The organism is Micromonospora sp. PLK6-60 (assembly GCF_019890675.1).
Lineage (GTDB): Bacteria > Actinomycetota > Actinomycetes > Mycobacteriales > Micromonosporaceae > Micromonospora.
The window spans coordinates 39,158-64,967 of sequence record NZ_JAIOAA010000001.1; the positions used below are offsets into that span (position 1 = coordinate 39,158).

Annotated in this window: 19 protein-coding genes and 1 pseudogene; 11 read left to right on the forward strand and 9 right to left on the reverse strand. The window is 74.0% G+C overall.

The annotated features are described in order from the left end of the window. The first annotated feature begins 51 nt into the window (after positions 1–51). Entirely contained in the window at positions 52–441 is a 390-nt protein-coding gene (locus K7640_RS00130) for an iron chaperone (RefSeq protein WP_255607775.1), read from the forward strand. 4 nt (positions 442–445) lie between these two features. Here the strand turns inward: K7640_RS00130 and K7640_RS00135 are convergent, their stop codons facing one another. Both K7640_RS00135 and K7640_RS00140 read right to left on the reverse strand, forming a co-directional pair. Continuing rightward, positions 446–1,171 carry an MBL fold metallo-hydrolase gene (locus K7640_RS00135; protein ID WP_222952572.1) on the reverse strand — a complete coding sequence of 242 codons (726 nt, stop codon included), beginning with the start codon at positions 1,169–1,171 and terminating at the stop codon, positions 446–448. A gap of 69 nt (positions 1,172–1,240) precedes the next feature. After that, positions 1,241–1,741 (reverse strand): GNAT family N-acetyltransferase, encoded by a 501-nt coding sequence (locus K7640_RS00140; RefSeq protein WP_222952573.1) that lies wholly within the window; start codon positions 1,739–1,741, stop codon positions 1,241–1,243. A 60-nt stretch (positions 1,742–1,801) separates the two neighbouring features. On the opposite strand from K7640_RS00140, the gene K7640_RS00145 reads away from it, so the two are divergent. The 3 genes from K7640_RS00145 to K7640_RS00155 all read left to right on the forward strand — a co-directional run bounded on the left by K7640_RS00145 (position 1,802) and on the right by K7640_RS00155 (position 4,090). Beyond that, on the forward strand, positions 1,802–2,221 hold the full coding sequence (locus tag K7640_RS00145; RefSeq protein WP_222952574.1) for a MarR family winged helix-turn-helix transcriptional regulator: 420 nt from the start codon (positions 1,802–1,804) through the stop codon (positions 2,219–2,221). A gap of 34 nt (positions 2,222–2,255) precedes the next feature. Continuing rightward, a complete protein-coding gene (locus tag K7640_RS00150; protein WP_222952575.1) occupies positions 2,256–3,086 on the forward strand; it encodes an alpha/beta fold hydrolase in 831 nt (276 codons plus the stop codon). Positions 3,087–3,208: 122 nt separating this feature from the next. After that, complete coding sequence (locus K7640_RS00155; RefSeq protein WP_222952576.1) at positions 3,209–4,090, forward strand: SGNH/GDSL hydrolase family protein; 882 nt, start codon at positions 3,209–3,211, stop codon at positions 4,088–4,090. A gap of 58 nt (positions 4,091–4,148) precedes the next feature. On the opposite strand, the gene K7640_RS00160 is transcribed toward K7640_RS00155, so the two are convergent. Beyond that, the gene (locus tag K7640_RS00160; RefSeq protein WP_222953099.1) at positions 4,149–4,904 is read right to left on the reverse strand and encodes an SDR family NAD(P)-dependent oxidoreductase; all 756 of its coding nucleotides are present in this window, start codon (positions 4,902–4,904) and stop codon (positions 4,149–4,151) included. A gap of 346 nt (positions 4,905–5,250) precedes the next feature. Between K7640_RS00160 and K7640_RS00165 the strand changes: the two genes are divergently transcribed. Then, positions 5,251–5,658 (forward strand): YciI family protein, encoded by a 408-nt coding sequence (locus tag K7640_RS00165; protein ID WP_222952577.1) that lies wholly within the window; start codon positions 5,251–5,253, stop codon positions 5,656–5,658. Between the two features lie 4 nt (positions 5,659–5,662). Here K7640_RS00165 and K7640_RS00170 read toward each other — a convergent pair whose 3' ends face one another. Next, positions 5,663–7,018, reverse strand: a complete 1,356-nt coding sequence (locus tag K7640_RS00170) for a serine hydrolase domain-containing protein (protein WP_308042369.1) — start codon at positions 7,016–7,018, stop codon at positions 5,663–5,665. Positions 7,019–7,197: 179 nt separating this feature from the next. On the opposite strand from K7640_RS00170, the gene K7640_RS00175 reads away from it, so the two are divergent. Both K7640_RS00175 and K7640_RS00180 read left to right on the forward strand, forming a co-directional pair. Continuing rightward, complete coding sequence (locus K7640_RS00175; protein ID WP_222952579.1) at positions 7,198–14,718, forward strand: LamG-like jellyroll fold domain-containing protein; 7,521 nt, start codon at positions 7,198–7,200, stop codon at positions 14,716–14,718. Between the two features lie 68 nt (positions 14,719–14,786). Beyond that, complete coding sequence (locus K7640_RS00180; RefSeq protein ID WP_222952580.1) at positions 14,787–15,335, forward strand: hypothetical protein; 549 nt, start codon at positions 14,787–14,789, stop codon at positions 15,333–15,335. Between the two features lie 12 nt (positions 15,336–15,347). Here the strand turns inward: K7640_RS00180 and K7640_RS00185 are convergent, their stop codons facing one another. The 5 genes and pseudogenes from K7640_RS00185 to K7640_RS00200 form a co-directional block, all read right to left on the reverse strand. Further along, the gene (locus tag K7640_RS00185; protein ID WP_222952581.1) at positions 15,348–16,253 is read right to left on the reverse strand and encodes a siderophore-interacting protein; all 906 of its coding nucleotides are present in this window, start codon (positions 16,251–16,253) and stop codon (positions 15,348–15,350) included. Positions 16,254–16,271: 18 nt separating this feature from the next. Further along, positions 16,272–17,249: an iron chelate uptake ABC transporter family permease subunit gene (locus K7640_RS29815; protein WP_308042370.1), complete on the reverse strand. Its 978-nt coding sequence runs from the start codon at positions 17,247–17,249 to the stop codon at positions 16,272–16,274. A 106-nt stretch (positions 17,250–17,355) separates the two neighbouring features. Beyond that, positions 17,356–18,351 (reverse strand): annotated as a pseudogene (locus tag K7640_RS29820) (iron chelate uptake ABC transporter family permease subunit); the annotation flags it as partial. Next, positions 18,348–19,328, reverse strand: a complete 981-nt coding sequence (locus K7640_RS00195) for an iron-siderophore ABC transporter substrate-binding protein (RefSeq protein ID WP_222952582.1) — start codon at positions 19,326–19,328, stop codon at positions 18,348–18,350. The pseudogene K7640_RS29820 and the gene K7640_RS00195, both read right to left, overlap by 4 nt. Positions 19,329–19,360: 32 nt before the next feature. After that, positions 19,361–20,191: an ABC transporter ATP-binding protein gene (locus K7640_RS00200; protein WP_222952583.1), complete on the reverse strand. Its 831-nt coding sequence runs from the start codon at positions 20,189–20,191 to the stop codon at positions 19,361–19,363. Between the two features lie 203 nt (positions 20,192–20,394). On the opposite strand from K7640_RS00200, the gene K7640_RS00205 reads away from it, so the two are divergent. The 4 genes from K7640_RS00205 to K7640_RS00225 all read left to right on the forward strand — a co-directional run bounded on the left by K7640_RS00205 (position 20,395) and on the right by K7640_RS00225 (position 25,799). After that, positions 20,395–21,966, forward strand: coding sequence for an aspartate aminotransferase family protein (locus K7640_RS00205; protein ID WP_222952584.1), 1,572 nt, complete (start codon positions 20,395–20,397; stop codon positions 21,964–21,966). Between the two features lie 25 nt (positions 21,967–21,991). Continuing rightward, on the forward strand, positions 21,992–23,266 hold the full coding sequence (locus K7640_RS00210) for a lysine N(6)-hydroxylase/L-ornithine N(5)-oxygenase family protein (RefSeq protein WP_222952585.1): 1,275 nt from the start codon (positions 21,992–21,994) through the stop codon (positions 23,264–23,266). A gap of 167 nt (positions 23,267–23,433) precedes the next feature. After that, positions 23,434–24,003 (forward strand): GNAT family N-acetyltransferase, encoded by a 570-nt coding sequence (locus K7640_RS00220; RefSeq protein ID WP_222953100.1) that lies wholly within the window; start codon positions 23,434–23,436, stop codon positions 24,001–24,003. Beyond that, complete coding sequence (locus K7640_RS00225) at positions 24,000–25,799, forward strand: IucA/IucC family siderophore biosynthesis protein (protein ID WP_222952586.1); 1,800 nt, start codon at positions 24,000–24,002, stop codon at positions 25,797–25,799. The genes K7640_RS00220 and K7640_RS00225 overlap by 4 nt, the downstream gene beginning before the upstream one ends. The last annotated feature ends 11 nt before the right edge of the window (positions 25,800–25,810 follow it).

Below are 25,810 nucleotides of genomic sequence, written 5' to 3' on the forward strand. Positions count from 1 at the left end.
AAGAACTCCACCACCGAATCCGCGGGCTTCAGCGCCGCCGAGCGGGCCGCGATGAAGGAACGCGCCGCCGAGCTGCGCGCCGAGGGCAGGAAGGGCGCCAAGCGGGCCGACGAGCTGCAGGCGCTGCTGGACCGGATCGCGCAGATGGCCCCGGCGGACCGGGCCCTCGCCGAGCGGGTGCACGTGGCGGTGACCGCCACCGCCCCGCAGCTGTCGCCGAAGACCTGGTACGGGATGCCCGCCTACGCGAACGCGGACGGCAAGATCGTCCTGTTCTTCCAGGACTCGGGCAAGTTCAACTACCGGTACTCGACGCTGGGCTTCCAGGATTCGGCCAACCTCGACGACGGCGACCTGTGGCCGGTGGCGTACGCGCTGCGGAACTGGAGCCCCGCGGTGGAGCAGCGGGTGGTCGCGCTGGTGCGGGCCGCGGTCTCCTGACCGCTCAGCCGGCCCCGCCGGCGAGCAGCCGGCGCAGCGCCTCCCGGGGCTTCGGGTGGTCGTGGCTGTCGACGAACCAGTCGTAGTCGTCGTAGGTCTCGGCCAGCCGGCGGATCAGCCGCACGTCGACGCCGTCGTCCGGGGCCCGCAGGTGCAGCGGCGGCGGATAGCAGCAGTCGCCGACGAGTAGCACGCCGGAGTCGGGCACCGCGACCACCGTGGAGTCCTCGGCGTGCCGGCCGCCGACATGGCGCAGCCGCACTCCCCCGGGCAGGTCGAGGGTGTCGGCGAACTCGACGTCCGGCGGGACGACCCGGAAACCCTCCCAGCCGCGCATCGCGCGGGCCCGGGCGGCGAGACTCGGCGCCAGTCGAGGGTTCGCGTCGGCCTGCTCGCGCAGGTACGCCTCGCTCCACGGCCGGTCGGCCTCGGCCGCGAGGATCCGGGCTCCGGTGGCGTGCCCGATGATCTCGACGCCCGGCCAGGCGCAGGCCCCCCACGTGTGGTCCCAGTGGTGGTGGGTGTAGACGAGCCGGGTCGGCAGCGGCAGCCCGGCGGCCCGGACGGCCGCGCGGATGCGCCGCGCCGCGGTGGGACTGTTGCCCGCGTCGACGAGCAGCGTCCCGCCGGCGTCGGCGACGACGGCCACGCAGCCCTGCACCGTCGCCGGGTCCTCGTCGTGCGGCCACAGCCAGACCCGGCCGGCCAGGTGGCGCAGCGGAGGCGACATGCCGGCAGGATACCGCCGGGGTGCCGCAGCCGGACCGTCCGGAACCGGCACCCCGGCCCCGGGGCACGGTCACCGCACGCGCTTCTCGTAGCGCCGGCAGGCGACGGTGACGGTGGCTCCGGCAGCCGTTCCGGCTTCGGCGGGGTAGTCGAGGGCCGCCGCGTCGCGCCAGCCACAACGGGCGTAGAACCGGCGGGCCCGGGCGTTGCCGACCGCGACCGCCAGCCAGGCGGCGTCGAACCGTTCGGCCACCGCCCGCTCGGCGGCGGCGAGCAGCGCGTCGGCCACGCCGGTGCCGCGGGCCGACCCGGCGACGTACACCTGCTCCACCTCGTCGTCGCGGACGGTGACGAAACCGACGAGCCGCTCGCCCAGCGTGGCGACCGTGGTGGTGGGCAGACGGGGCGGCACCCGGTCGCGGAAGTCGGCGAGCCGGCGGTGCCGGTGCAGCTCGGCGGGGACGTGCCCGGCGTGGCCGTCCCGCCAGCCCTGGTGCCACAGCGCGGCGATCGCCTCGGTGTCGTCGGGATGCGCCGGGCGCAGTACGAGATCGGTGCGGTGCTCCGTCACCTCGACCCTCCCCACGAGATGGGACTTGCATTCCTAACTTAGGGCTCTAAGATACTCCGCATGAACCATCCGAACAACCTCGGGCTGGAACTGCACACGCTGGTGTCCCGCCTGGAGCGTGCCGGTGACCGCATCCTGCGCGCCGGCCACGGCCTGTCCTACCGGCGGTTCATGGTCCTCGTCACGGTCGGCGAGCTGGGCGCGTGCACCCAGCGGGCGCTGGCCGACAGCCTGGCCGTGACCGAGCCCTCGGTCAGCCGGATGATCGCCGCCCTCGCCGGCACCGGGCTGCTCACCGTGACCCCCGACCCGGCCGGCGGCAACCGGCGACGGATCGCCCTCACCGACTCCGGCCGGCGGCTGGTCGACCGGGCGGGCACCGAGCTGATCGGACGGCTCACCGAGCTGGTCGAGTCCAGCGGCGTGCCGTTCGACAGCTACCTCGCCCACACCCGGCGGTTGAACGCCGCCCTCGCCTGACCCACCCACCCCGGATCACCGTGCGGAGTTCGCCATGCTGACCACCCCCGCCACCCACACCGTCCGTTCCGCCGACGGCACCACCATCGCCTACCACACCACCGGCACCGGCCCGGATCTGCTGATCGTCCCCGGCGCGCTCAGCGACGCCGCCGACTTCGCCACCCTGGCCGAGGCGCTCGCCGACACCTTCACCGTGCACACGGTGCAGCGGCGCGGCCGCCGGGGCAGCGGCCCGCTCGGACCCGGGTACGGCATCGAGGCCGAGTGCGCCGACCTCGCCGCGGTCCGGGCCGCCACCGGCGCCCGCTACGTCTTCGGCCACAGCTTCGGCGGCCTGGTGGCGCTCGAAGCGGCCCGCCGGGACCACGACATCAGCAAACTGGCCGTCTACGAGCCCGGAGTCAGCGTCGACGGGCTGATCCCCACCGACTGGATCCCGCCGGCGCGCCGGTTCCTGGCCCAGGGCCGCCCGATCGACGCGTTCGCCACGTTCTCCATCGCCACCGGCCCGCGCGCGGCACGCCGCAACCCGCGCTGGCTGATGGCCGCCATCCTGCGGCTGGCCTTCCGCGGCGAGAAGCGGGCGAAGGTCGTCGAGCTGCTCGACCCGGCCCTGCACGAGCACGCCGAGGTCGGCCGGCTCGACGACAGCTACCCCCACTACCGCGAGATCGCCGCCGACGTGCTGCTGATGACCGGCGGACGGAGCGACCTGGCCCACGTGGGCGCGTCCACGGCCCGGCTCACCGAGGTGCTCCCCTCGTCGCGGGTGCTCACCTTCCCGAAACTGGACCACTTCGGACCGCACCACAAGGGCGAGGCGGCGGTCGCCGAGGCGCTCACCACGTTCCTGCTCACCTGATCCGCGCACCCCCGTGCCGGCCGTTCCCGCCGAACGGTCGGCACACTCATGTTCGTGGATATTGACGGCGGCCACTGCGACGGAAAGAATCACCGCACCCCTGATCCCCGCTGGGAGGCGCAATGACCCGTCCCCGCCTGCCGTTCGCCCGGGCGGCCACGATCGTGGCCGCCATCACCGGTGTGCTGCTCGCCGCCACCTCACCCGCCAGCGCGGCCGTACCCACCGGACGGTACGTCGCCCTGGGCGACTCGTACACCGCCGGTCCGCTGATCCCCACCCAGACCGACCTGAACTGCCTGCGCTCCAACCGCAACTACCCGTCCCTCGTCGCCGCCTCCGCCGGGTCCTCGTCGTTCGCCGACGTGAGCTGCTCCGGCGCCACCACCAACGACATCCTCAACGGCGGCAGCGGCCAGCTGGGCATCTCGGTGCCGCCGCAGGTCCGGGCGGTGACCTCGAGCACCGCGCTGGTCACCGTGCAGATCGGGGGCAACGACATCGGCTTCTCCGGCATCATCAGCGAGTGCGCGGAGGCCAGCCTGGACAGCCCGCTCGGTTCGCCCTGCAAGAACAGGTACACCGCCGGCGGCACCGACCAACTACAGGCCCGGATCAACGCCACCGCGCCGAAGGTGACCGCCGTGCTGCAGGCCGTCCGCGCGGCCGCCCCGGGTGCGCGGATCGTGGTGCTCGGGTATCCGGCGATCCTGCCGGACAGCGGCTACGGCTGCTGGCCCGTGGTCCCCATCGCCTACCAGGACGTGCCGTACCTGCGGACGGTCGAGAAATCGTTGAACGCCATGCTGGCCAGCGTCTCCGCCGCGAACAACGCCACCTACGCCGACGTCTACACCCCGTCCATCGGCCGGGACGCCTGCAAGGGCAGCGGCACCCGGTGGGTCGAGGGGTTGATCCCGCAGAACTCCGCCGCACCGTTCCACCCCAACGCCGCCGGTGAGCAGGGCATGGCCACCGCCCTGCTGGCCACCCTGAACCGCTGACCGGGCGAGGGGCCCCGCCGGCAGCCGGCGGGGCCCCTCGGCCAGCCGACGCCGGCAGCTACCGGACCGGCAGGCGCAGGCCCGACATGCCGCCGTCGACGGCGACCGAGGTGCCCGTCACCGCGCCGGCCGCCGGCGACGCGAGATAGGCCACCGCCTCGGCAACCTCCGCCGCGGTGACCAGCCGCCCCATCGGTTGGCGGGCGGCGAGCCGGCGCTTCTCGGCCGGCGGGTCGGCCGCGCCGGCGAGCAGCCGGGCCACCCACGGGGTGTCCACCGTCCCGGGCGCGACGCAGTTGACCCGGATCCCCTCGCCGACCAGGTCGGCGGCCATGGCCAGGGTCAGCGCGTGCACCGCCCCCTTCGACGCCGAGTAGAGGGCCCGCTGCGGCAGGCCGGCGCCGGCCGCGATCGAGGAGATGTTGACGATCGCCGCCGCCCGGGACCGGCGCAGGTACGGCAGCGCCACGGCGGTGGTCCGGGCCACCCCGGTCACGTTGACGTCCAGCACGCGGGCCCATTCCGCGTCGTCGTTGTCCTCGACCGTGCCGACGGCGGAGATGCCCGAGTTGTTGACCAGGATGTCCACCCCGCCGAACGCCTCGGCCACCGAGGCCATCGCCGCGGTGACCGAGGCCCGGTCGGCCACGTCGGCCCGTACCGCGTGCAGGCGTGGGTCCGCCGGCGTCCGGGCCGGGTCGAGGTCGAGGATGCCCACCCGGGCGCCGCGGGCACGCAGGGCCGCCGCGCAGGCCCGCCCGATCCCCGACGCGCCGCCGGTCACCACCGCCACCAGGCCGTCGAACACGGAAATCCCCTCCTTCGGCTGCGCGCCGCGTACGCCGGCGGCGCCCAACTGGATCGTCGGACCCGGCTCAAGCCCGTCTCAGTGGCGTCCGTTGCCGGCCGAGGCCGTCGATCTCGACCTCCAGTGGCTCGCACGCGCCCACACCGGGGATCGGTCGACCGGCCGCGTGGCGGCCGGCGGTCCGACCGTACCCCGGCGTCGGCCGCCGGTGGCGCCGGTGCGGGCCGGGCCCGGGCCGGCCGGGCCGGCACTCGATCCGGCCGACCCGCCGGGCGTGTCGAGAACCGGGGTGCGGCTCCGTCCCAGGGGTGGCGGTGGCCAGAATGGGTCACCCGGCACCGAGGAGAACCAGATGGCCAAGTACCTGCTGCTCAAGCACTACCGGGGCGCGCCGGCTCCGGTCAACGACGTGCCCATGTCCGAGTGGACGCCGGAGGAGTTCTCGGCGCACGTGCGGTACATGAACGACTTCGCGGCCCGGCTGGAGCGCACCGGCGAGTTCGTCGGCGAGCTGGCGCTCGCCCCGGAGGGCACGTTCGTCCGGTACGACGGCGAGGGACGCCCGCCGGTCACCGACGGCCCGTTCGCCGAGACCAAGGACCTCGTCGCCGGCTGGATGGTGATCGACGTCGACAGCTACGAGCGGGCCGTCGAGCTGGCCGGCGAGTTGTCGGCCGCGCCCGGCGCCGGCGGGCGGCCGATCCACGAGTGGCTCGAACTGCGCCCGCTCCTGAGCGCGCCGCCCACCATCACGGAGTGACCGGTCAGGTCGGTCGGAGTCCGGCGGCGACCGCGTCGGCGACGGCAACGCGGATCGGGTCCGGGTCCGACCAGCTCCAGTTGGGGTGGGCCCGGTTGGTCAGCAGCACGAGCACCAGTTTGCGGCGCGGATCGACCAGCAATGAGGTGCCGGTGAAGCCGGTGTGGCCGAACGTCGCCGGCCCGGCGAGGTCGCCCATGAACCACGGCTGGTTCAGCACCACGCCGAGGCCGTGGTCGGCGGGTCGGCCGGGACGGTCCGGGTCGTAGGCCCGCCTGCCCCGGTTCGCGTTGCTGAGCATCCGGTCGACGACGGCCGACGACAGGATCCGCCGGCCCTGGTAGGTGCCGCCGTTGAGCAGCAACTGCCCGATGACGGCGACCTCCTCGGCGGTGGCGAAGACGCCGGCGTGTCCGGCGACGCCGCCGAGGAGGGCGCACACGTCGTCGTGCACGGTGCCGCGCAGCAGCCCGCGTGACGTCCGGGCGTCCGTGGCCACCAGCCGGTGCGCCTTCGCCGACGCGGACAGCCACGTCAGTGGCCGGAAGCCGGTGTCCCTGAGGCCCAGCGGGGTGGTCAGTCCGTCGCGCAGGGCCCGGTCCAGGGAGGTGCCGGTCAGCTGCTCCACCAGCTGGGCCAGGACCATCAGGCCGACGCTGGAGTAGCGGAACGCGTCCCCGGGTGTCGCGCCGGGCAGCAGCGGGGTGCCCAGCACGGCCGCGCGGCGGGCGGCGTCGCCGGACAGGCCCCGCACCTTGGCCCCGACCGGCAGCGCGCCGGTGTGGGCGAGCAGCATCGCCACCGTCACCCGCTCCTTGCCGGGCCCGCTGAAGCCGGGCAGGTACGCCTGCACCGGCGCGGCCAGCTCCACCCTGCCCTGGTCGACCAGTTGCAGGACCAGGATGGCGGTGTACACCTTGGTCAGCGAGGCGAGGTCGAAGATCGAGTCCGGCCGCATCGGCACCCGCTGGCGTGCCGGCAGTTCCCGGGGGCCGGCCGCGTACCGCAGCGCGTGACCCACCGCGGTGTGCATGGTGATCTCCCCGTCCACCATGGCGAGAGCGACCGCGCCCGCGTATGCCGGGTGTCTCGGGTGCGCCGGGGTCGGCTTCAGGTGGCGGGTCAGGATATCCGTGACGCGCTGCGCGTACGGCGCGGGCCCGGCCGCCCGGGGGGTCGGGGTGGCGGACGTCGGTGCCGCCACCGGCGCGCTGGCCGCGACCCGCCCCGGCACGCCGGTGCCGCCGGTCGGTCCGGTCGCCCCGGGAGCGGGCCGGGCGGGGCGGTCGGCGCAGCCGGTCAGGGTGGCGGTGGTCGCGGCGAGGCCCGCACCGAGCAGGGTACGGCGGGCGAGGTGCACGCGTGCATGGTGCCAGAGTCGTCCGGTGGCCGGAAGACCGGCCCGCCGGTCCACAAGGGACATCCGGTTGACAAGATCATCGATGCGGTGATCGAAGATCGCCTATCCGGGTGATGTCCGCGTGATCACTCTACCCGTACCTTGCTGGCGACTCGTGATCGGACGAACGGGGGTTGGTCGTGGCCGACGAACGTGGGCAGCTGTTCAGCTCGTGGAACGAGGGGTGGCGGCACGCCTGGATCAGGCGGCTGTGCCTCGGCCTCATGCTGCTGCTGGTGGTGACGGTCGCCGAGGTGCCGGCCACCCGCCGCCCGGCCGCCGCGGCGCCGCAGCAGGCCGCCGCGAAGCCGCGGTGCCCGGCCGACCGGCCGGACGTGACCTCCGCCGCGGTCGCGGCCAAGCTGTGCGGCGACCGCGTGGAGGCGCTCGACCGCCGCACCGAGACCACCCAGGTCTTCGTCAACCCGGACGGCACCCGCACCGAGGAGCGCGCGCTGGCGCCGGTGCGGGTCCGCGCCGGTGACCGGTGGGACGACGTCGACCTGACGCTGGTCCGCCGCGCCGACGGGACGGTCGCCCCGCGGGTGCACCCCCGCAACCTGCTGCTGTCCGGGGCGAAGACGACCCAGGGCGAGCACGAGGTGGTGTCCCTCGGCGCCGGCGCCCAGCGCACCAGCATCGCCTGGACCGGCCGGCTGCCCGAGCCGGTGCTGGACGGCCGCACCGCGACCTACCCGGACGTCCTGCCCGGTGTCGACCTCCAGATCGTCGCCCACTCCACCGGCTACGAGCAGTACTTCGTGGCCCGGGACCGGGCGGCGCTGGCCCGCATCGAGAAACTGACCCTGCCGATGACCACCGGCAAGCTGACGGCGGCCGACGACGGCGCCGGCGGCCTGGTCTTCAAGGACGCCAAGGGCACCCCGGTCGGCCGCGCCCAGGCGCCGGAGATGTGGGACGCCAAGGTCTCCCCGATCTCGCAGGAACACGTCAACCGGGCCCGGGTCGGCCTCCGCACGGTGCGCAAGAGCGCCGGCAGGGCGGTCATGGAACTCACCGCCGACGCCGACTTCGTCGACCGGCCGGACCTGACCTTCCCGGTCACCATCGACCCGCCGGCCTCCCTGCCGGTCGCCTTCGACGCGTTCGTGCAGACCGGCTACTCCAGCGACCAGTCCGGTTCCGCCGACCTCAAGCTCGGGTACGTCGTCGACGGCAGCGCCTACACGGCGCGGTCCTACCTGCGCTTCGGCACCACCGGCCTCTGGGGTTCCCGGGTCACCTCGGCCAAGCTGCGGCTGTGGAACTACCACTCGTACTCCTGCACCGCCTCCTCGTGGGAGGCGTGGCGCACCGACCGGGCCGACACCTCGGTCCGCTGGACCGCCCAGCCCACCGCGCGGGAGAAGGTCGGCACCTCGACCGAGACGAAGGGCTACAACTCGTCCTGCGCCGACGGGTACGTCTACATCGAGGTCGGCAAGGCGCTGCAGTCGGCGGCCGACAACAACTGGAACGACGTCACCGTGATGCTGCGCGGGACCAGCGAGAGCGACACGAGGAGCTGGAAGCGGTTCGACTCCGCCGAGGGCGCGCGCCCGCCGCTGCTGAGCATCACCTACAACGCCGCGCCCGGCGTACCGACCGCCCTGGCGGTGACGCCCTGCTACTCGGCCTGTGGCGCCGGCGCACGCACCTCGTCGCTGCGGCCGACGCTGTCGGCGAAGCTGTCCGACGCCAACGCCGGGCAGGCGCTGCGCGCCAGCTTCGAGATCCGCAACAAGGCCACCGGCGCCACGGTGGCGACCTCCGGCGTGCTGACCGGCAGCCCCGGCTGGACCAACGGCTCCACCGCCTCCTGGCAGGTCGGCACCAACCTGGTCAACAACACCACCTACCAGTGGCGGGTCAGCGGCCTGGATCCGTACGCCACCGGCACCGCGAGCGCCTGGACCGACCTGACGGTCGACACCGACAAGCCGCTCGTGCCCTTCGTGTCGGCGACCATCTACCTCAACGACGGGCAGCCGCACGGCGGCGCCGGCCAGTCCGACACGTTCACCCTGACCCCGGCGAACGGGACCACCGACCTGGCCGCCTTCGTCTACCGGCTGGACACCGACGCCGCCGCGACCACCGTCGCCGCCACCGGCACCACGACGGTGACGCTCAGCCCGCGTGACGGCCAGCGCACCCTCACCGTGCAGGCCAAGGACCGCGCCGGCAACCTATCCGACGCCAACGTCTACACCTTCTCGGCGGGCAACGCCGCGCTCGCCCAACCGCTGCCCGGCGCCACCGTCGTCAAGCGGACGAAGCTGCAGATCACCACGCCGGTCAGCGGCTACACCCGCGCCTACTTCGAATACCGGCGCGGACCGGGCGGCGCGGTGCTGCCGGTGCCGTCGGCCAACCTGACGTCCGCGACCGGCGCCCCGATCGTCGCCACGGCGGCGTCCCCGGTGACGCTGAGCAGCCTGGGCGGGCACGCCGTGTGGACCGCCGCGGACACCCTCGGGGCGGTCGGCGGCGTCGTCGAGGTCCGCGCCCGGATCTACACCGCGACCTCCACCTCGCCGGTCTACGACACCGCGTGGGTACGGGTCACGGTGGACTCCAACGGCGACGGCAGCGCCTCCGAGGAGGTCGGCCCGGGCGAGGTCGACCTGCTCAGCGGTGACCTGAGCCTGTCCGCCACCGACGCCGACGAGCTGGGCCTGACCGTCTCCCGCTCCGCGTCGTCGCGGACCCCGACGGACGGCTACGTGGCCATGCCGCAGAAGCTGACCGCCAACCAGCAGCAGGTCTCCACCGACCTCACCGGGTTCACCGTCCCCGGCACCGCCACCGCGGCGAGGGTGACCAGCCGGGGGCAGGGTGAGATCACCCCGACCGACTCCCTCGAGATCACCCCGGCGGCCTCCGGCACGAGCAACGACACCTACGTGGCGGTCGGCGGCGACAACGGTGGCCTGCGGCTGGGCATGCAGCCGGGCCGGACGTACCGGATGACCGGCTGGATCTTCGTGCCGGCCGCCACCGGCCTCGCCCCGGCGTACGCCGACCGCGGCCTGCGCATCGTCGGCTTCCACCGCACCGGCACCACGTACACCGCCGTGGCGTCGCCGATGGCCGCCTTCACCGAGGGCTGGCAGGAGCTGTCGGTCGACATGACCGTGCCGGCCGGTGCGACCGAGGCGCTGTTCCGGCTCTACAACGGCAACGTGGCCGGCAGCGGGCGCAAGGTCTACTGGGACAACCTGTCGGTCACCGAGGTGGTGGCCCCGTTCGGCCCGAGCTGGACCGGCGGCGCCACCGGCGGCGCGGCGGAGAGCGACTACACGTCGCTGTCCTTCCCGCAGCCGTCGGTGGCCCGGGTCACCACGAGCGACGGCGGCTGGATCACCTTCTCCCGCAACTCCGCCGGCGCGGAGAGCTTCACCCCGGAGCCCGGCAACGAGGGTCTGGTGCTGAGCCGGCCGGACGCGGCGACGTACCGGCTGCGCGACGTCGACGGGACCGTCAGCGAGTTCACCCAGCAGAGCGGCCTCTGGACGGTCACCTCGTCGTGGACCGACGAGGGTCACTCCACCACCCGCTACGTGTACGACACCACCGGCGGCCGACTGCTGCTCAAGCGGGTCGTCAACCCCACCGAGCCGGGGGTGGACGACGCCGGTGGCTGCACCGGCACGACCCCGGCGCGGGGCTGCGAGGTGCTCGAGTACGTCTACGCCACCAGCACGACGCCCGGGCTGAGCCAGACCGTCTTCGGCGACGTCACCGACCGGGTCACCGCCGTGCGGATCTGGAACTGGGACCCGCAGGCGGGTGCCGTCAACGCCGTCGAGGTGGCCCGGTACGCGTACGACAACCTGGGCCGGCTGCGCGAGGTGTGGGACCCGCGGATCAGCCCGGCGCTCAAGACCGCGTACCAGTACGACGCCGCGGACCGGGTCGTGCGGAGCACGCCGCCGGGCGAGCTGCCGTGGAGCTTCGACTACGCCAACCCGGACGTCGGCTCGGCCGCGCTGCGCTGGGACCTGGACGGCAACGCCACGGACAGCTCCGGCGCCGGCCGCAACGGCACCGTCACCGGCGGGACCTGGGCCGAGGCGAACGACCCGACCAACCCGGGTGACCGGGCGGTGGCCTTCACCGGCTCCGGCACCCAGCAGATCGTCGCCAGCGGCACGCCGTTGTCGAACACGACCGCGTTCACCGTGGCGGCCTGGGCCCGGATCACCGACACCACCGCCAACCGGACGATCGTGTCGAAGGACGGCACCCGGACCAGCGGGTTCTTCCTGAACTACGTCGCCGCCGACAACAGGTGGGCCTTCTCCCGGACGACGGCCGACTCGGACAGCTCCACCGCCGTGCGGGCCACCTCCAACGTGGCGCCGACCGTCGGGCAGTGGACCCACCTCGCCGGTGTCTTCGACCCCGCCTCCGGGCGGATGAAGCTGTACGTCAACGGCGTGCCGCAGAACACCACGGCGGCCACCTCCGGCGCCTGGAACGCCAGCGGCAACTACGTGGTGGGCCGCGCCAAGTGGGCCGGCGCCAACGCCAACCCGTGGATGGGCAGCATCGACGACGTCCGGATCTACGGCGCGGCGCTCACCGACGCGCAGGTCGCCGACCTGGCCGGGGACGAGAACACCGGCCGGCTGATGCGGGTCCGGCGGGCGGCGTTGCAGCCGGGTAGCAAGACCGCCACGGACGGCGAGACCGCGACCAACCTGGTCTACAACGTGCCGCTGAGCCAGGCGGCCGGCGGGCCGCACAACCTCGGCGCCGCCACGGTGGCCAGCTGGGGCCAGACCGACGTGCCCACCGACGCCACCGCGGTCTTCGACCCGGAGGAGGCGCCGGCGCGCAACAGCGCCACCGCGGCGTCGCCCGGTACGGCCGGTTACCGCTACGCCACCGTGCACTATCTCAACGCCCACGGCCGGGAGGTGAACACCGCGTCCCCGGGCGGGCACCTGGACACCCAGGAGTACGACCGGTTCGGCAACGTGGTCCGTACCCTCGAGGCCACCGACCGGGCCCTGGCCCTGGGCACGCTGCCCGGCGGCGACGCCCAGCTGGCCGCGCTCGGCCTGCTGGACTCCGACAGCGCGGCGCGGGCGTTGGCCCTGTCCACGGTGAACAGCTACAGCACCGACGGCCTGGACCTGTTGGAGACCGTCGGCCCGACCGGCACCATGGTGCTGGAGAACCCGCTGGCCGATCCGGACGGCGCCGGGCCGCTGCAGGCCGTCGCGCGGGGCGAGGTCGTCATCGGCCGCTCCCGCACCGTCAACCGCTACGACGAGGGCAAGCCGGACGGCGCGACGTACCACCTCGTCACCACCACCACGAAGAGCGCCCAGATCGACGGCTACCCGCCTGCGGACGTCCGGGTCAGCCGCAAGGGCTACGAGGCCGAGCACGGTGGCGTCTCCGGCTGGGTGCTCAAGCGGCCCACCAAGGTCGTCGGCGACGCCGGCGGCGCCAACGTCACCAGCTACGTCGTGCACGACACGGCCGGCCGGGTGCTCAAGTCGTGGGGTGTCGGCTCCACCGGCGACGACGCCCGGGCGGTGGAGAACATCTACTACACCGCGGGCGCGAACAGCCGGGACGCCGCCTGCGGGGGCCGACCGGAGTGGGCCGGCGAGGCCTGTGTCACCCGGTCCGTCGGCGCGGTGACCGGCCACGACCCGAACCGGATGACAACCGAGCTGCCGGTGCGGCGGATCCTCGGCTACAACCGCTTCGGTGACACCACGTCGACCGCGGAGAGCGCGGCCGGCAAGACCCGGACCACGGTCACCACGTACGACACGGCGGGCCGCACCACCAGCGTGGCGGTGACCGGCGGCGAGGGGGTGGCGATCCCCGCCCAGGGCACCGGCTACGACCCGGCCTCGGGCAGGACGGCGCAGACCACCGCCGGCTCGGCGAGCACCAGCTCCGAGTACGACCAGCTGGGCCGGCTCGTCCGGTACGTCGACGCCGACGGCGGGGTCACCTCGACCGAGTACGACCGGTTCGGCCGGCAGTCCAAGGTCACCAACCCGACCGGCGCCACCACCTTCGCCTACAACCGCACCCTGGAGCCGCGCGGCCTGCTGACCAGCAGCACGGACAGCGTCGTCGGCACCTTCTCGGCGAAGTACTCCCCGGACGGGCAGCTGGTCGAGCTGAAGTACCCGGGCGGGCTGACCCGCACCGACCGGCTCGACGCGAACCTGCAACCGGTGGAGCGGGTCTTCACCCGCGACTCCGACGGCGAGACGGTCTACGCCGAATCGGTGCGGGAGAACAGCCACAGCCAGTGGGTCGAGCACGAGTACACCGGCGGCACGAAGACGTACTCGTACGACGGGCTGGGGCGGCTGACCCGGGTGCGCCACGACAGCGCGTCCCTCGACGGCTGCGTGACCCGCGCGTACGCCTACGACACCCGCACCAACCGCACCGGTCGCACGGTGTACGACCCCGACGGCGAGGGGGCGTGCGACACCAGCACGGTGAGCGAGTCGTCGACGCACACGTACGACTCGGCGGACCGGCTGACCGACGCGGGTTACGTCTACGACGCGTTCGGCCGGACCGTCCAGGAGCCGGGCGACGTGACCACCCAGTACCACGTCAACGACCTGGTCCAGCGGCGATCCATGGACGACGCCCGGACGACCTGGACGCTCGACCCGGCGCAGCGCTTCCGTGGCTTCACCGAGGAGAGCCTGGTCGACGGGGTGTGGACGGCCACCGCGTCGAAGCTCAACCACTACGGCGACGACTCCGACGAACCCGCCTGGATCGTGGAGGACACCGCCACCGGGGCGAGCACCCGGATGGTGGAGGGGCCGGACGAGGGGCTGGTGGCGACCGCCGGGAGCAACGGCGAGATCCGGCTCCAGCTGTCGAACCTGCACGGCGACATCGCCATGACCATCGACACCGCGCTGTCCGAGCCGGAGGTCTACGACAACGACGAGTTCGGCGTGCCGCTGCCCGGGCAGTCGGCGCAGCGGTACGGGTGGCACGGCGCCGCGCAGCGTTCGGGTGAGGCGCCGGCCGGCGTCATCCTGATGGGCGCCCGCTTGTACAGCCGGGCTCTGGGCCGGTTCCTCCAGGTGGACCCGGTGGCCGGCGGCAGCGCGACGGCGTACGACTACTGCAACGCCGACCCGGTCAACTGCAGCGACCTGGACGGCAAGCTGCCGCGCTGGATGAAGAAGGTGGGCCGGCATCTCAAGGACAACTGGCGCTCGTACGCCGTGGGCGCGGTCTGCATCGTCGGCAGCGTCCTGGCCTGTGGCGTCGCCTCGGCTATCAACATCGGCTACAACGCGTACCAGTCGAAGAAGCGGACCGGGCGGGTGGACTGGCGCGGCGTCGCCTTCGATGCCGGTCTGACCCTGGTCGGCGGTGGCATCGGCCGCATGATCGGTGGTGGGATGCGCAGCGGCGCGGTCACCCGGGCCTGGCGCAACCCCCGCTGGCGAGCGTCCAGTCCGTCGTACGGGCGGTGCCGCTGCACGGGTCCCCGCCACCGGGTGGGTGCCCGGCACCGGGCCCGGCCGCAGCACCGGAAGGTCCGCTACACCCGGTGGAAGTCGACCCGCCGTAACCTGCGCTGGAACGTGGCGGTGACCGGCGGCGGCGCGTACGCCTCCTACTATTACAACAAGCATCGATGACGGTGTCGCCGGGCCGGGCGAGCAGCGCCCGGCCCGGCGACCACGGCACGCGCACGACGGGAGGGCGGATGGCGGTGGAGACGGCCGGCAGCCGGCAACGGGACATCGATCTGCATCGCGGGAGTGAGCGGCTGCTGTTCCGGCTGTTGCTGCTCGTCGCCGTGCCGGGTGTCACCTGGGCCCTCGCCCAGCCGGGACTGACGTCCTGGTGGGAGGACGCCGGGTTCGCCGGGTTCGCGGCGGTGTTGTGCTGGGTGATGTTCCGGGCGGGCTTCCGGACCGGGGTGGTGGCCCGGGCCGGGCACTTCTCGGTGACCAACTTCGTCAGCACGCACGAGGTGCCGTACCGCGACATCGAGGACATTACCGTCGACTGGTTGTCCCTCCGGTTCACCCTCCGCTCGGGCGGGCGCGTCCGGGCCTGGGGCCTGCCGGAGTCGTTCCTGACCTCGCGGGGGGACCGGGCGCTCGACCTGGTGCGCCGGCTTGGCGCGATCGTCGAGCAGCGCGCCGGAGTCGGCGCCGACGCCGCCCGGCGCCGGTTCCTCGCCGACTGGTGGGTCCTGGTGGCGCTGCTGGCGCTGTTCGCGGCCGCCATCGGCTTCGGCCGCGGCTGACCGGGTCGCGGGTCAGGCGGGGTCGGCCCGGCCGAGTCGCCAGTAGCCCATGAACGCCACCGCCCGCCGGTCCAGGCCCCGCTCCCCCACCAGGTGCCGCCGCAGGTCGCGGATGACGCCGGCCTCCCCCGCCAGCCACGCGTACAGCGGTGTCGGCGCGGCCTCGGCGGGCACCTCCCAGAGGACGTCGGCGTCCACGTCGACCTCGGCGACCGGCGGGGCGGCCGGCCGGGTCCGGCCGTCGAGCAGGTCCGTCGCGGCGGCGGCCAGGGCGGGCACCAGCCGGCTGCCGTGGCCCGCGCCGCCGCGAGGCAGCCAGGTCACCGCCATCCCGGGCGGCGCGGTGAGCGGCAGCGCGTCGCCGGCCTCGGGCACCTCCAGCAGCACCCGGCCGCGCGCGTCCGGCGGCAGCCGCTCCAGGATCGCCCCGATCGCCGGTACGGCGGTCTCGTCGCCGGCCAGCAGCAGCTGACCGGTCGACGGCGGCCGGAACTCCGCGCCGCCGTGCTCGCCGGGATAGCCGGCATCCGGGCCGACGACGGCGATCCGGTCGCCGGGGCGGGCGCGGCGGGCCCACCGGGTCGCCGGTCCGCCGTCGCCGTGCAGGACCAGGTCGACGTCGACCTCGGCGAGGTGCGGGCGCACGGCCCGGACGGTGTAGGTGCGCACCGGGTTGCGCCGGTGCTCCGGCAGCGCCCGCCACCGCGCGTACCAGTCCGGGCCGGCCGGCATCCGCACCGTGTGCTCCCCGGGCAGCGGCAGCGCGAGCTTGATCCGCTGGTCGTAGCCGTTGTCGGCGAACCGGTCCAGGTCGGGTCCGGTGCCGGTGACGCGGACGAACGACGGGCTCAGCCGGCGTACCGCCCGCACCTCGACGTCGAACAGGCGCCACGGCGCGATGGGCAGGGTCTCGGTCATGGGTGTCTCCGGTGGACGCTAGCGGGAGGCGGCCGCCACGGCGCGGGAGCGCCACAGCAGCCAGACCAGGTACGGGGTGCCGATCAGGGCGGTGACCAGGCCGGCGGGGACCTGGGCGGGGGCGATGACGGTGCGGCCCAGGGTGTCGGCGACGCTGACCAGCGCGGCGCCGACCAGCGCGGCCACGGGGAGCACCCGGGCGTGCCGGCCGCCGACCAGCGCTCGGGCGATGTGCGGCGCGACCAGGCCGACGAAGCCGATGACGCCGACGGCGGAGACCGCGGTGGAGGTGAGTACCGCCGCCGCGCCGAGGGCGACCAGCCGGGTGCGTTCCAGCCGGACGCCGAGCACCCGGGGGGTGTCGTCGTCGAGGGCGAGCAGGTCGAGTTCCCGCCGGGCGGCGGCCACGGCGGGGGTGAGCAGCAGCAGGGCGATCGCCACCGGCAGCACCTGACCGGCGGTGCGGCCGTAGGTGGAGCCGGAGAGCCAGGTGAGGGCCTTGCCGGTGTTCCACGGGTCGAACGCGACGATCAGGAAGGTGATCACGGCCAGGCCGCCCTGCCAGGCGCCGAAGCCGATGAGGACCAGGCGGTCCGAGTTGAGCCCGCCACGCCAGGCCGCGCCGTAGACGAGACCGAAGGCGAGGACGGCGCCGAGGCCGGCGGTGCCGGAGACGGCCCACACGCCGGCCAGCGGGACGAAGGTGAGCAGCGCGACCGCGCCCAGGCCGGCGCCGGCGGTGATGCCGAGGATGCCGGGCTCGGCGAGCGGGTTGCGGCAGACCGCCTGCACGGTGCTGCCGGCCACCGCGAGGGCCGCGCCGGCCAGCACGGCCGCCGTGACGCGCGGCCACCGCTGGTCCAGCACGAAGGTGTACGCGGGCCCGGTGCTGCCGTCGAGCCAGTTGACGATGTCGCCGACGAGCATCCACGTGTCGCCGGCGAGCATGCCGACCAGCACGGCGCCGGCGGTGACCGCGGCGGCCACCGCGACCACGCCGCGGTCCGTTCGGCGGGCGGCGGGTGGGGCCGGCGTCGCGGTGACGGCGGGCCAGCCAGATCAGCACGGCGGCGCCGAGCAGGGTGGTGACGACGCCGGTGGGGACGTCGACGCCGCCCTGCCCGCCCAGGACGGCGCGCAGCAGCACGTCGGAGCCGAGCACGACGAGCACTCCGGCGATGCCGGACAGCGGCAGCAGGACCCGGTGCCGGTGCACGGCGGGCAGCACCGGGGCGAGCAGCCGCACGATCACCGGGGCGCAGAGGCCGACGAAGCCGACCGGGCCGGTGAGGGTGACGGCGGCGGCGGCGAGCAGCACGGCCAGCAGGGTGGTGACCAGCCGGGTGCGCCGCACGTCGAGGCCGAGCACGGTGGCGGTGTCGTCGCCGAGGGCGAGGATGTCCAGCCGGTGGCCGAGCAGGACCAGCGCCGCGACGGCGGCGACGACGACCGGGGCGAGTTGGGTGAGCGCGACCAGGTCGCTCTGCACCAGCGAACCGTTGCCCCAGGCGAACAGCCCGATGGTGGCCTGCTCGAACAGCAGCAGGAGCAGCATGGTGACCGAGGCGAGGGCCAGGGCGGTGGCCGAGCCGGCGAGGATGAGCCGGGTGGTGCTGGCCTGCCCGCCGCCGGACATGGCCAGCACCAGGGTGGCCGCGGCGAGCCCGCCGCCGAAGGCGAGGCCCCCGGCGGGCAGCGCGGGCAGCGTGACGCCGAACGCGGCGACGGCGACGATCGCCAGGTGCGCGCCCGCGTTGACGGCGAGGGTGTCCGGGGAGGCGAGCGGGTTGCGGGCGACCGACTGCAGGGCGGCCCCGGCGCAGCCGAGCGCCACGCCGATGGCCAGGCCGGCGAGCAGCCGGGGCAGCCGGGCGGCGACCAGCACCCGGGCCGCCTCGTCGTCGCCGCCGGTGACCAGGCGCAGCAGGTCGAGGGCGCCGACGGCGGAGGTGCCCTGGGTGAGGTGCACCGCCGCGACGACGAGCAGGAGCAGGGCCGCGCCGGCGAAGACGGCGATGAGGCGGGGCGCGGCGGGGCGCCCGGCCGGAGCCGGCGCGACGGCCGGCTCCGGACGCGGCGGTGCGGTCGGCGCGCTCACCCCGCGTACGTCTTGACGAACTGGTCGACGTACTGCTGGCCGGAGAGCGGGCCGCCGAAGGTCCAGATGCCGTCGGGCATGCGGTGCAGGTTGCCCCGCTGGACGAAGGGCAGCGAGGTCCAGATGGCGTTGCCGGCGAGGCCGTCGGCGAAGACGTCGGTGCCGTCGGAGGCGTTGTAGAAGAAGTGCAGGTTCGGGTCCTTGAGCCCGGTGAGGCCCTCGACGTCGGTCTGGCCCAGGCCCCACACCTCGTCGGTCTTGCCGGTCCACGCGTTGGTGAGGCCGAGCTGGATGCCGAGTTGGGACACCAGCGCGCCCTGGCCGAACATCCGGATGCTGACCGTGCTGCCCTCCTTCCACCCGTCGGCGACGGCGAACGGACGGCCGGCCGCGCCGGCGTCGGCGATCTTCTTCCGGCCCTCGGCCAGGGCGGCGTCGAAGTCGGCGAGCAGCGTGTCGGCCTGCGCCGTCCGGCCGACCGCGGTGGCGATCATTGTCAGGTCGGCGCGCATTCGGCCGAGGTTGTCCGAGGCGTCGCTGCTCCTGGTGACCAGCACCGGGACGTACTTCTCCAGCTGGGCGACCAGGGCGCCGCCCCGGTCGTCCGCCATCACCACGAGGTCGGGCTGGAGGGCGACGATCGAGTCGACGCTCGGCTCGCCGCGGGTGCCGACGTCCTTGACGGCCGGGTCGAGCGGGGCGGCGCTGACCCAGGTGGCGTAGCCCTTGGGGTCGGCGACGCCGACGGGCATGACGCCGAGGCTGACGAGCATCTCGACCTCGCCCCATTCCAGGCCGACCACCTTGGTGGCGGGGGCGTCGAGAGTGATCGCCTTGCCGCGGCTGTCGGTGACCGTGACCGGCCCGGCCGACGGGGCGGATGCGGTGGGGGCGGCGCCGGTCTCGGTGGTGCCGCAGGCGCTGAGCAGCAGCGCGGCCGCCGCGCAGGCGAGGGCGGTGACGCGGATACGGGTCATGTCGCTCTTTCCAATGAGTGTGGATCGTCGGATCAGGTCAGGGCACGGGTGCGGTGCCGGCCCACGGGACGGGTGGTCACCAGTCCGGTGAGCGGATCGGTGGTCACCTCGATGCGGATGCCGTAGGTGTCGGTCAGGGCGGGTTCGGTGAGGACCTCGGCCGGCGTGCCGGTGGCGCGGACCCGGCCGCCGTGCAGCAGCACCACCTCGTCCGCCACGGCGGCGGCCTGGTTGAGGTCGTGCAGCACGACGCCGACCGCCACGTCGTGGTCGTCGGCGAGGTCCCGCACCAGGTCGAGGATCTCCACCTGGTAGCGCAGGTCGAGGAAGGTGGTGGGCTCGTCGAGCAGCAGCACGGGCGTGTCCTGGGCCAGGCAGGTGGCCAGCCACACGCGCTGCAACTCGCCGCCGGAGAGTTCGTCCACGGGACGGTCCGCCATGGCGGCCACGCCGGTGACGTCCATCGCCCGGCTGATCGCCGCCGCGCCCCGCGGGTCGGCGGCCCGCCACCGTCCCCGGTACGGGTGGCGGCCGTAGCCGACGACGTCGCGGACGGTGACCCCGCTGGGCACCGGCCGGCTCTGGGCGAGCAGCGTGACCCGGCGGGCGAACTCCCGGGCCGGCAGGCCCGCCGCCGCGGTGTCGCCGGGCAGGTGCACCGCCCCGGCCGCGACGGGGTGCAGTCGGGCCAGCGCCCGCAGCACTGTGGACTTGCCGCTGCCGTTGGGGCCGACCAGCGCGGTCACCGTGCCGGCGCGCAGAGCGATGGACGCGTCGTGCACCACCGGCGTCCGGTGGTATTCCAGGCGGAGGTCGACTCCGCGCAGGCTTTCACTGCCGGCCGACGCCGGTTCCCTCGACATGAGGTTAGGCTAACCTAACTTGCGGACCAGATGTCAAGCCGGCCGGCGTTCCGCGAACCGGGCACACCCCGGCTCCGCACTGACCGGACCCGCCCGGCCGACACGCCACCGTCTTGTCCGATCTTGACGGTTAATGAGGTTAGGCTAACCTAACTGCGCGGCCGAGCCGCGTCCCGTGTCCACCTCGAACGCCGGGGAACCGCATGAGCCTGACCGGAAGCACACCCGACGCGGCATCCGCCGCGACCGGAACCGACCTGCCCGCCGCCCCCGTCCACCTGTTCAACGCCGGCTCCGTGGCGCACTACCGCGACGCGCTGGCCCGCGGGATCGACCGGGTCGCCGGCCTGGTCGCCCGCGCGGACCGGCCGTTCACCGGGGTCGCCCCGCAGGCGCTGGCGCCGCTGGTCGACCGGATCGACCTGGACCGGCCGCTCGGTGACACCGACGCCGCCCTGGACGAACTGCACCAGGTCTGGCTGCGGGACGCGGTGTGGTTCCACCACCCCCGCTACCTGGCCCACCTCAACTGCCCGGTGGTGATCCCGGCGCTGCTCGGCGAGGCGCTGCTCAGCGCGGTGAACTCCTCACTGGACACCTGGGACCAGAGCGCCGGCGCCACCCTGATGGAACGGCACCTCGTCGGCTGGACGGCCGGTCGGCTCGGTCTCGGCCCGGCCGCCGACGGTGTCTTCACCAGCGGTGGCACCCAGTCGAACCTGCAGGCTTTGCTGCTGGCCCGCGAGGAGGCGTGCCGCCGGCTGGCCGGCGGCGGCGAAGCGCGGCCGGAGCTGCTGGCGCGGCTGCGGATCATCACCTCCGCCGCCGGTCACTTCAGCGTGCAGAAGGCCGCCAAGCTGCTCGGCCTGGCCGCCGACGCGGTGCTCACCGTGCCCACCGACGCCGAGCGCCGGATGCGCGCCGACGAGCTGACCCGCGCCATCGACCGCTGCCGGCGCGCCGGGCAGGTGGTGATGGCGGTCGTCGCCACCGCCGGCACCACCGACTTCGGCACCATCGACCCGCTGCCGCAGATCGCCGACTGCTGCACCGCCGCCGGCGTCTGGTGGCACGTCGACGCCGCGTACGGCTGCGGGTTGCTGGTCTCCCCCACCCGCCGGCACCTGCTCGACGGGATCGAGCGGGCCGACTCGGTGACCGTCGACTACCACAAGTCGTTCTTCCAGCCGGTCAGCTCCAGCGCCCTGCTGGTCCGCGACGGCCGGACGCTGCGGCACGCCACCTGGCACGCCGACTACCTCAACCCGGCCCGCGCGGCGGAGCAGGGCATCCCCAACCAGGTCGACAAGAGCATCCAGACCACCCGGCGCTTCGACGCGGGCAAGCTCTGGCTCACCCTGCGGATCATGGGCCCGGACGCCGTCGGCGCGCTCTTCGACCGGGTCGTCGACCTCGCCGCCGAGACCTGGCGGCGCCTCGACGCCGACCCGCGCTTCGAGGTGGCGGCCCGCTCGCAGTTGAGCACCGTGGTCTTCCGGCACGTGCCGCCCGGCGCCCCGCCGCACCTGGTCGACCAGGCCAACCTGTACGCCCGGGACGCGCTGGCCGCCTCGGGCGCGGCGCTGGTCGCCGGCACCACCGTCGATGGCGCGCACTGGCTGAAGCTCACCCTGCTCAACCCGGAGACCACGGTGGACGACGTCGCCGCCGTCCTCGACCTGATCGCCGCGCACGCCGACCGGCACGCCCGCGCTGACCTTCGCGTCGTCGGCCCGGGAGCCGAACCCACGGCCGCCCTGTCCCCGGTCGGCTGACCCCGGCCCGGAGGAGTACGAACGCATGTCGACCCACGACTTCATCGCCGTCGGGCTGGGCCCCTACAACCTCGGACTGGCCTGCCTCACCGCACCGATCGACGACCTCGACGGGCTGTTCCTGGAGGCCCGCGCCGACGTCGACTGGCATCCCGGGATGCTGCTCGAGTCGGCCCGGCTCCAGACGCCGTTCCTCGCCGACCTGGTCACCCTCGCCGACCCCACCTCGCCGTACTCGTTCCTGCGTTATCTCAAGGAGACCGGCCGGCTGTACCCGTTCTACATCCGGGAGAGCTTCTTCCCGCTGCGCGCCGAATACAGCGCCTACTGCCGCTGGGCCGCCGCGCAGCTGCCCCACCTGCGCTTCCGGCACACCGTCACCCGCGTCGAGTACGACGGGACCGACGACCGGTACGTGGTGCGCGCCGACACCCCGGACGGACCGGTCAGCCACCGGGCCCGGCGCCTGGTGCTGGGCACCGGCACCCGGCCGTACCTGCCGCCGGCCTGCGCCGGCCTGGGCGGCGACCTGATCCACAACTCCCGCTACCTGGCGCACCGGGAGGCGCTGCGGGCCACGCGCAGCATCACCGTCGTCGGCAGCGGCCAGAGCGCCGCCGAGATCTACCACGACCTGCTCGGCGACATCGACAGGTACGGCTACCAGCTCACCTGGGTGACCCGCTCGCCCCGGTTCTTCCCGCTGGAATACACCAAGCTGACGCTGGAGATGACCTCACCGGACTACGTGGACTACTTCCACGCGCTGCCGGAGCCGACCCGCTACCGGCTGGAGTCCGCGCAGCAGCCGCTGTTCAAGGGCATCGACGCCGACCTGATCAACGACATCTACGACACGCTCTACGCCAAGAGCCTGCCCGGCCCGGTGCCGACCCGGCTGCTGACCAACACCGAACTGGTCGACGCGGCGTACGACGGCGGCCGCTACCGGCTCGGGCTGCGCCACACCGAACAGGACCGGGCGCTCACCCTGGACACCGAGGGGCTCGTGCTGGCCACCGGCTACCACCACCGGGTGCCGGAGTTCCTGGCCCCGGTGCGCGACCGGCTCCGCTTCGACGCCCACGGCCGCCTCGACGTGGCCCGCAACTACAGCGTCGACCACACCGGCCGGGACGTGTTCCTGCAGAACGGCGGCACGCACACGCACAGCATCACCTCGCCCGACCTGGGCATGGGCCCGTACCGCAACTCGTGGATCATCCGCGAGCTGACCGGCCGGGAGCACTACCCGATCGAGAAGACCATCGCGTTCCAAGAGTTCGGAGTCCCGGCATGACCGAACGCACCGAGCGAAGCGAGGGCCGTGAGAGCATGCCCGGCCGGCACGGCATGACCGAACGCACCGAGCGAAGCGAGGGCCGTGAGAGCATGCCCGGCCGGCACGGCATGACCGAACGCACCGAGCGAAGCGAGGGCCGTGAGAGCATGCCCGGCCGGCACGGCATGAGTTCCTTCACCCGGGTCGACGGACGACTCGGCGCGTTCGCGCTGCGCCCGCTGGACGCCGACGCCGACGCGGCGCTGCTGCACCGCTGGGTCACCCACCCGAAGGCGGCGTTCTGGCTGATGCGGGACGCCGACGTGGCGGGCGTCGCGCAGGAGTACCGGCGGATCGCCGCCCACCCGCACCACGACGCGTACCTCGGGTCATGGCGCGGCCGGCCCGCGTTCCTGGCCGAACGGTACGACCCGACCCGGGTGGAGCTGGTCGGGTTGTACGGCCCGGAGCCCGGCGACGTCGGCATGCACTTCCTCTGCGCGCCCACCGACACGCCGGCGCACGGTTTCACCCGCGCCGTGCTCATCACGGTGCTGGCCTGGCTCTTCGCCGACCCGGCGGCCCGCCGGGTGGTGGTGGAGCCGGACGTGCGCAACACCGCGGTGCACGCGCTCAACGCCGCCGTCGGCTTCACCGTCGCCGGCCGGATCCGCAAGCCCGAGAAGGACGCGCTGCTCAGCGTCTGCACCCGGGACCAGTTCCGGGCCGCCACCGGGGAAGAGGTGTCCGCGTGACCGCCACCGCGTCCGTCGCCCACCTGACCCCCGGGGCGTGGGCGACGGCCAACCGGCTGCTGGTCCGCAAGGCGCTGGCCGAGTTCGCCCACGAACGCCTGATCACCCCCGAGCCCACCGACCTCGGGCGGTGGATGGTGCGCAGCGACGACGGCACCGTGCAGTACCGGTTCGCCGCCGAGCGCCTCGCGCTGGACCACTGGCACATCGACGCCGCCAGCATCACCCGGCACCGCGACGGCACGCGGCTGCCGCCCGACGCCGTCGACCTCTGCCTGGAGCTGCGTGGCGCGCTCGGCCTCACCGACGCGATCCTGCCGGTCTACCTGGAGGAGATCACCTCCACCCTGGCCGGCACCGCGTACAAGCTCGGCAGGCCGGCGGTCTCCGCCGCCGAGCTGGCCGCCGCGGACTTTCAGACCATCGAGACGCAGATGACCGAGGGGCACCCCTGCTTCGTGGCCAACAACGGGCGCCTCGGCTTCGGCGTGCACGACTACCACCGGTACGCCCCGGAGGCGGCCGCGCCGGTGCGGCTGCTCTGGCTGGCCGCGCACCGCGACCACACCACGTTCACCTGCGCCGCCGACCTGGACTACGACGCGCTGGTCCGCGCCGAGCTGGGCGAGGAGACCCTGGCCGGGTTCACCGCCACGCTCACCGGGCTCGGCCTCGACCCGGCCGACTACCTGCTGATCCCGGTGCACCCGTGGCAGTGGTGGCACCGGCTCGCGGTCACCTTCGCCGGCGAGGTCGCCCGGCGCCGGCTGGTCTGCCTCGGCGAGGGGCCGGACGACTACCTGGCCCAGCAGTCCATCCGTACGTTCTTCAACGTCACCGACCCGACGAAGCACTACGTCAAGACCGCGCTGTCGGTGCTGAACATGGGCTTCCTGCGGGGCCTGTCCGCCGCGTACATGGCGGCCACGCCCGCGATCAACGACTGGCTGGCCGCGCTGGTCGACGACGACCCGGTGTTGAAGCGCACCGGTCTGTCGATCATCCGGGAGCGGGCCGCGATCGGCTACCGGCACCGGCAGTACGAGGCGGCGACCGACCGGGGGTCGCCGTACCGGAAGATGCTGGCCGCGCTCTGGCGGGAGAGCCCGGTGCCCGGCCTGGAACCCGGCCGGCGGCTGGCGACCATGGCCTGCCTGCTGCACGTGGACCGGGCCGGCCGGCCGCTGGCCGGCGCGTTGATCGCCGCGTCGGGACTGGCCCCGGCGGTGTGGCTGCGCCGCTACCTGGACGCGTACCTGGTGCCGCTGCTGCACAGCCTGTACGCGTACGACCTGGCGTTCATGCCGCACGGCGAGAACGTCATCCTCGTCCTCGACGCCGGTGCGGTGGAGCGGGTGGTCTTCAAGGACATCGCCGAGGAGATCGTGGTGATGAACCCGGACGCGGACCTGCCCGAGCGGGTCCGCCGGATCCGGGCCGCGATCCCGGCGGAGGAGAAGATCCTGTCGATCTTCACCGACGTGTTCGACTGCTTCTTCCGCCACCTGGCCGCCATCCTGCACACCGGGGGCGTCCTCGACCAGGACGACTTCTGGCGGACGGTGGCCGAGTGCGCGGTCGACTACGCCGACGCCGTGCCCCACCTGGCCGACCGGTTGGCCCGGCACGACCTGTTCGCCCCGCAGTTCGCGCTCTCCTGCCTCAACCGGTTGCAACTGCGCGACAACCAGCAGATGGTCGACCTCGCCGACCCGTCCGCCGCGCTCCAGTTCGCCGGCACCCTGGCCAACCCGCTCGCCCGGTTCGCACCGCCGTCTCCCGCTGCTTCCGGCTGACCTCCTTCCGC

Excerpts from the sequence above, each read along its gene's own strand:
- K7640_RS00155 (WP_222952576.1), top strand. The coding sequence starts at position 3,209 with ATGACCCGTCCCCGCCTGCCGTTCGCCCGGGCGGCCACGATCGTGGCC.
- K7640_RS00185 (WP_222952581.1), bottom strand. The coding sequence starts at position 16,253 with ATGACCGAGACCCTGCCCATCGCGCCGTGGCGCCTGTTCGACGTCGAG.
- K7640_RS00130 (WP_255607775.1), top strand. The coding sequence starts at position 52 with ATGAAGGAACGCGCCGCCGAGCTGCGCGCCGAGGGCAGGAAGGGCGCC.
- K7640_RS00195 (WP_222952582.1), bottom strand. The coding sequence starts at position 19,328 with ATGACCCGTATCCGCGTCACCGCCCTCGCCTGCGCGGCGGCCGCGCTG.
- K7640_RS00210 (WP_222952585.1), top strand. The coding sequence starts at position 21,992 with ATGTCGACCCACGACTTCATCGCCGTCGGGCTGGGCCCCTACAACCTC.
- K7640_RS00200 (WP_222952583.1), bottom strand. The coding sequence starts at position 20,191 with ATGTCGAGGGAACCGGCGTCGGCCGGCAGTGAAAGCCTGCGCGGAGTC.
- K7640_RS00180 (WP_222952580.1), top strand. The coding sequence starts at position 14,787 with ATGGCGGTGGAGACGGCCGGCAGCCGGCAACGGGACATCGATCTGCAT.
- K7640_RS00145 (WP_222952574.1), top strand. The coding sequence starts at position 1,802 with ATGAACCATCCGAACAACCTCGGGCTGGAACTGCACACGCTGGTGTCC.
- K7640_RS00220 (WP_222953100.1), top strand. The coding sequence starts at position 23,434 with ATGAGTTCCTTCACCCGGGTCGACGGACGACTCGGCGCGTTCGCGCTG.
- K7640_RS00150 (WP_222952575.1), top strand. The coding sequence starts at position 2,256 with ATGCTGACCACCCCCGCCACCCACACCGTCCGTTCCGCCGACGGCACC.
- K7640_RS00135 (WP_222952572.1), bottom strand. The coding sequence starts at position 1,171 with ATGTCGCCTCCGCTGCGCCACCTGGCCGGCCGGGTCTGGCTGTGGCCG.
- K7640_RS00165 (WP_222952577.1), top strand. The coding sequence starts at position 5,251 with ATGGCCAAGTACCTGCTGCTCAAGCACTACCGGGGCGCGCCGGCTCCG.
- K7640_RS00205 (WP_222952584.1), top strand. The coding sequence starts at position 20,395 with ATGAGCCTGACCGGAAGCACACCCGACGCGGCATCCGCCGCGACCGGA.